This is a genomic window from Streptomyces sp., from assembly GCF_035563135.1.
GTDB lineage: Bacteria > Actinomycetota > Actinomycetes > Streptomycetales > Streptomycetaceae > Streptomyces.
In genome coordinates this window covers 1-5,739 of record NZ_DATMVN010000876.1, presented here as the reverse complement: position 1 = coordinate 5,739, position 5,739 = coordinate 1, and the positions used below count along the sequence as shown (strand labels likewise).

The following is a 5,739-nucleotide window of genomic DNA, read 5'->3' as shown; positions in this document are numbered from 1 at the left end:
CGGAGCGGCGGCTGCGGCGCAGCGCTTCCAAGTCGTTCTTCAGGAACAGCACGATGTCGCCCAGGGTGATCAGCGTCCCGCCCGCCAGCAGCGCCGCTCGGGTGCCGGCAGCCAGCACGGCCAGTCCCATCGCCAGGCCCGTGAAACCGACCGTGAGGGCGACGGCGTACGGCATGCGCCGGATCAGGCCGGAGGCGAGCGGCTGTACGACGATGACCAGCGTGAAACAGAGCAGCAGCACCACGCTGTAGAACGTGCTGGAGGCGCGCTCGACCGCGTACACCGCCAGGAAGTGCTGGAAGTGGAAGTAGAGGTAGAAGGCCAGCGCGTTGGCGGCGAACGGCAGGAGTGCCATGCCGCCCAGGAGGCCCGGGCGGGCCGTGTCCTCCGGCTCGGTGGGGTGTGTGCCGCCTGTTCCGGGAAGCCGCGCGTGTCCCGCCGTGACCGCGATGAACAGCATCGTGACGGCCGCGAACAGCCAGCCGGGCGACGACAGGACGAACGGCCCGGCGATCAGAGGGCCCATGGCCATCCCCGCGTTGAGTGCCGCGTTGCCCGCCGACAGGAACGCCGGGCGGCGTTCGTCGCCGACGCCGTGCACCAGGTACGCCTTGTTCGCGGGCAGGTAGAGCGCGGCGCCGCAGCACGTCAGGACCAGCGCGCCGATCGCCAGGGGTGGCCAGCGCAGGGCCAGCAGGAGCCCGGCGAAGCCTGCGGTGCGTACGACGAGTGCCCACAGCATCGTGCGCCGCAGCCCGATCCGGTCCGCGAGGGCTCCGCCGACGATGCCGCCGGAGAACTGCACGAGCGATGCCACGGCCAGGACGACGCCGACCGCGCCGAGCCCCATCCCGAGCCGTTCGTGCAGGAACACCGACATGAACGGCAGGACCATGAAACTGCCGAGCGGAATGAGGAAGGAGCTGAGCAGCAGGAAACGCAGCGGGCCGGCGAGCGGGAACAGCGCGGCCCGCAGTCCCGGTTCCCGGGTGGTGCGTTCACCCACCGGGCGCCTCCCGGCCGGCCGGGCCGGGGAACGGGTCGGTGAGCACACGCAGGGCGCCCGCAGCGGCCACCGCGCGGTGGGTGGCGAGCTCGGCGGTCTCCGCCTCGGCGTACACGATGCCCGCGTATCCGCGGCTGTCGCCCAGGTGCTCGACGGGGTCGCCGGCCTGCTTGACCGGGTACCAGGCGGGCGTTCCCGGCATGCCGGTGAGCCGGTCGAGCCCGGTGACGCCGGTGAACACGCCGGGTGCGGCCGGGTAGCCGAGAACGAAGGCGACGGCCGGGCCCCCGGGCAGGTCCGCGTCCATCAGCTGGGGACGGCGGCCGAGCGCGGCCTCGATCATCGCCTCGTACACGTTGACGCCGAGAGCCCGGCACATGCCCTCCCCGACCAGCGCGCCCCCGATACGGGGATTGACCTCCACCACTTCCGGGCCGTCGGCGGTAAGGACGAACTCGACGTGAGCGAACCGGTCGGTGTAGTCGATGGCTGCGAGCACCCGGTCGAGCCAACGCTCCAGCGATGTCCGCTGCGGGCCCGGGAAGGCGACGGGAAAGGCGGTGATCTCCTCCCGGAAACGCGGCTCCGGAGACATCAGCCGACTGGAGACCCCGAGCAACCGGGTGCGGCTGTCCCAGGTGAGCGTCTCGGCGCTGTACACCGGGCCGCTGAAATAGGGCTCGGCGAACAACCGCCCCTTCAGTTCCCGGCCGGACGCCTCGGCCAGTGCCTCATCGAGTTCGCCCTCGTCCCGGACCAGCCACACGTTCTGGCTTCCGGTGCCCGCCGTGTCCTTGAGCACGAGCGGCAGTCCCACCTCCTTGAGCAGCAGCCTGCGCGCCTCGCAGTCCTGGCCGACGCTCAGGAGGGCCCTCCCGCGCGTGAGGCCCGCCTCGTGCAGCCGGTTGCGTACGGCGGCCTTGTCCCGGGTCAGCCGCAGGACGGCCGGGTCGAGACCGGGCAGGCCGAGGCGGTCGGTGAGGTCGGCGCCGGCCAGGGTCCAGGTGTCGGTGGAACTGATCAGCCCGCGCAGCCCCGGGGCGCGCCGGAGCAGACCGGCGGCCCGCTCCACGTCGAAGGTGTCGGTCACGACGACGTCGAGGGCGCCGGCGGGCAGCCGGTCCAGTTCGTAGGCGTAGTAGGCGGGGTCCCGGGTCAGCAGCAGCAGACGCTCGCCGAGCAGGTCGGCGGCGCGGACCAGGTGACCGAGGCCGAAGGTGAGTGATTCCAGGCAGGCCACGGTCATGCCGCCCGCTCCTTCCGGTGGGCCGGGCAGGGAGTGCGCTGCCATGTCATCCTCGACCAGGGCATGGTCATCTCCTGCGGACCGCGGACCTCGACGGGCTTCAGCGCGGCCGGGTCCAGGGCCTCGGTGTGCCGGGCGAACACCCGCTCCACGTAACGGTGTCCGGTGTCGGCCCCTATCACCAGGTGCAGTCGGTCGGGGTGGCGGCGGGCCTCGTAGGTCGCCGCCAGATAGCCGGCACCGGTGGACAGTCCGGCGAACACCGCGTGCTCACGCAGCAGGGCGACAGCCCCGGACATGGCGTGGGTGAAGTCCAGCCAGTGCACGGTGTCGTAGAGGCGGTGGCGGACGTTGTCGAAGACGATCGACGAGCCGATGCCGGCGATGATCGCTTCGGGATCGTGATGGTCCTGGCTGCCGAAGGTGACGCTGCCGAAGGGCTGGACGCCGACCAGACGCACCGAGGGGTCCCTGGTGCGCAGGCGCTCCACGAGGCCGCCGGTGGATGCTCCGGAACCCACCCCGCCGACGACGGTCAGCGGTGCGGACGGGAACGCCGCCGCGATCCGGTCGGCGACCTCGTGGTAGCCGAGGTAGTGGACGTCGTCGTGGTACTGGCGCATCCAGTGGTGGCCGGGACGCTCGGCGAGGATCTCGCGCACCCGTCGCACCCGGAGTTCCTGGTCGAGTTTGAGGTTCCGCGACGGGCTGACCTGTTCCACCGTGGCGCCGAGTATCTCCAGCTGGACGAGGGTGGTGGCGTCGACGGTGGTGGACGCGACGATGTGGCACCGCATGCCGTACCGGTGGCAGGCCAGCGCGAGGGCGTAGGCGTAGATGCCGCTGGAGCTGTCGATCAGTGTCTGGCCGGGGCGGACCGTGCCCCGATCCAGCAGATGGCGGACGGCCGCCAGGGCCGAGTAGATCTTCATCGACTCGAACCGCAGCAGGACCAGCCCGTCGGTGAGCCGGACGAGGTCCGGGACTCTCAGGGCGTCGGCGATGTGGGGGTGGATCACCCGTAGCCTCCTTGGGCGAAGGTGCACTGGTGGCCGAGCGAGTGGAAGAACGCGGACAGTTCGGACTTGGTCTCGGGCCGTAGGCGCGAGGTGAAGAGGTAGCCGACCAGGCAGCCGGTGTGAGCGACGAAGACGCCGTCGGCGCCGAACCGCTCACGCTGGGCTTGCAGGCTGCCGAAGGTCTCCTTGGGCAGCACCTCTTGGGACAACGCGGCGCTGATCGTCGCGGCACGGGCGACGGCAGCCGGGTCGCCCGAATCGAAGCCCTTCACCAGATCGGTCAGGCACCGCTGGTACTCCTCGCCGCGGCGCCGGTAGTGGTCCAGCAGCTGGGGAGTGACGGCGGCGGTGTCCACCGCGCCGGGTTCCGTGACGAAGGCGGTGTGGAAGCCGATGTCCGTTCCCAGCCGCCGCACCACCCGGTGCCGGCCGCTGAGGTACAGGGCGAACTCGTCGAGGAAGACACTGTCAGCGCGCTCGATGTCCGCCAGGATGCCGAGGACCACGTCCATGTCGTACGGCAGGGAGAAGACGCGGAACAGGCAGCGCAGCGCCGCCACGATGTCCGCCGTGGAACTGGCCATACCCACGCCCACCGGCAGTTCGGAGTGGGTACGCCAGTCGCCCGGTGGCAAGGCGAGGCCGTAGTGGTCCAGGAAGAGCCCGGCCGCTGCCACCGACTTCTCCCCGAGCGGCGGCGCATGCGGCGGAGGACCGGCCGTCGCCCTCGGAGTGAAGTACACCCACGAGTGGCGGTCCACGGGAAAGGACACCACCGCGATCTCAGGCTCGGTGTCCGGTCGCGACGGGCCCTGGTACAGCTCGCCCAGAGTGCCGTGGCAGACACCCGACACGGTGCGGCCCGATGGATGGTGCCCCTGGCGGGCGGGCACGACGGACCTCGGCATGATCGGCCCCGGCCCGCCGGCCGGCGCGTCGCCCCAGGGACGGTGTACCCGAAGAGAACCGACTGGGTGACGCACGCATTCCTCCTCCGTCCCGGTCCTTGAACACCGACAGGGAAGGAGGCGCGGTCACACGCACGACGTACGACCGCTCATACCGCCGACCCAGTCCACGAGGTCACACGTGCACAGCCCGCGCGGGACGCGGACGCAGTGGCAGGTCTTCGGACTCGCGGGCACGTCCGCCGAAAAGGGCGGACACCTACCGGCCGTCCTACCCCCGGCCCTGACGCGGACCCAGTGGCATCGACGGCTTTCGTTCCCCCACACCGCTGCGGGACAGCCCCGGATTCGCACCGGGTTCCCTCTTGCGTCGCGCCACCGGGCGTCCGGGCGGACGGGAGGCGCGAACCGACTGCGTGCATCAGCGTAGGGGCGCCCGCATGTCTGCGACAGGAGGACTCCGGCGGTTGTCCTGAATGTGAGGGCGAGGCAGAACAAGGAGCGTCCCCGCACACTCCTCGCGGCGACTCTGGCCGGATACTGCCTGCGGGAACACCGCCTCCTCAGCCAGACTTGTTGCCCTACGCCCCATGCGCACCGTCTCTGCGGTGCTCCGTGCCCGGGAGGCCCTGATGCTGTCGGACGCCAGGTCGGACGAAGACGGGGCAGCGGTCCCGCCCGGACGGCAACGTCCTCCCGGTGACCGCGGCGCGCTGCGCGGCGACCTGCGCTCGGCCCTGCCGGACGCCACCGCGGCGGTGGTGGTCACGGCGCTCGTGTTCGCGTTCTTGTACGCGCGCATGGAGTCGGGTGCTTCGGACACCGTCGCGGTCATGCCGTTCATGGACGACCCCGGCACCTACTGGATGTACTTGCTCAGCCAGGCGTTCGGCTGGTCGGGTCTGCTGTGGGCCTGGGGCACGGTCATGCTCGGTCTGCTGCTGTCGGGGCCAGGACCCACCCGGCTGCCGGTCTCCCGGCAGGTACTGGAGCGCTGGCACCGCACCACAAGCCTGACGACCATGGCGCTGATGTTCGCGCACGCGCTGATGTTCGCGGCGGAACTCGTACGCTACGAGACGAAGGTGGCGTGGGCGGAACGGTTGTGGGTGGCCTTCGCGGACACCTTCGTGCCGGGCTGGTACGACTCCGGAACCGGAAAGATCGCCATTCCGCTCGGACAGGGCGCTCTGTACCTGGCGATTCCGCTGGGGCTTCTGTTCTACGTCCGGCACCGCATCGGAGCGAACGCCTGGCGACGGCTGCATCGGTTCGTGATCGTCGTCTACGTGCTGAGCGTGTGGCACACGCTGCTGTACGGAACCAACGTCTGGTACGGGGAGTGGCCGCGCACCGTCCTGTGGCTGCTGCAACTCCCGGTCGCGGTGCTGCTGCTGCTCCGTCTGATGAGACCGGCCCGGCGGGCCGGACGGCTGGGCTCCCCGGGCGGGGGCGCGGCCCGGTCGGGGTGGTGGGTGCGGGCGGCGGGGCGGGTCGCCGTCGCAGCGGCCGTCGTGGGGCTCGTCGCCGTGGCGGTTTCCGGCCGTGACGGCGGACGGG

Annotated in this window: 5 protein-coding genes and 1 riboswitch; of the genes, 1 reads left to right on the top strand and 4 read right to left on the bottom strand. The window is 71.1% G+C overall.

The genetic code is table 11. The features are described 5' to 3' along the window. The 4 genes from VN520_RS38710 to VN520_RS38695 form a co-directional block, all read right to left on the bottom strand. A partial coding sequence (locus VN520_RS38710; protein WP_325751642.1) for an MFS transporter occupies positions 1–1,006 on the bottom strand: 1,006 nt, incomplete at its 3' end. Then, positions 999–2,252 (bottom strand): ATP-grasp domain-containing protein, encoded by a 1,254-nt coding sequence (locus tag VN520_RS38705; protein WP_325751641.1) that lies wholly within the window; start codon positions 2,250–2,252, stop codon positions 999–1,001. The genes VN520_RS38710 and VN520_RS38705, both read right to left, overlap by 8 nt. Further along, positions 2,249–3,271, bottom strand: a complete 1,023-nt coding sequence (locus tag VN520_RS38700) for a cysteine synthase family protein (protein WP_325751640.1) — start codon at positions 3,269–3,271, stop codon at positions 2,249–2,251. Before VN520_RS38700 ends, VN520_RS38705 begins: the two co-directional genes overlap by 4 nt. Then, positions 3,268–4,179 (bottom strand): hypothetical protein, encoded by a 912-nt coding sequence (locus tag VN520_RS38695; protein WP_325751639.1) that lies wholly within the window; start codon positions 4,177–4,179, stop codon positions 3,268–3,270. The genes VN520_RS38700 and VN520_RS38695 overlap by 4 nt, the downstream gene beginning before the upstream one ends. A gap of 196 nt (positions 4,180–4,375) precedes the next feature. After that, a riboswitch (cobalamin riboswitch) is annotated at positions 4,376–4,607 on the bottom strand. A 204-nt stretch (positions 4,608–4,811) separates the two neighbouring features. On the opposite strand from VN520_RS38695, the gene VN520_RS38690 reads away from it, so the two are divergent. Beyond that, on the top strand, positions 4,812–5,739 hold a 928-nt coding region (locus tag VN520_RS38690), incomplete at its 3' end, for a ferric reductase-like transmembrane domain-containing protein (RefSeq protein ID WP_325751643.1).

Bases quoted from the DNA above. Each gene is read 5' to 3' on its own strand.
- VN520_RS38705 (WP_325751641.1), bottom strand. From the start codon at position 2,252: ATGACCGTGGCCTGCCTGGAATCACTCACCTTCGGCCTCGGTCACCTG.
- VN520_RS38695 (WP_325751639.1), bottom strand. From the start codon at position 4,179: ATGCCGAGGTCCGTCGTGCCCGCCCGCCAGGGGCACCATCCATCGGGC.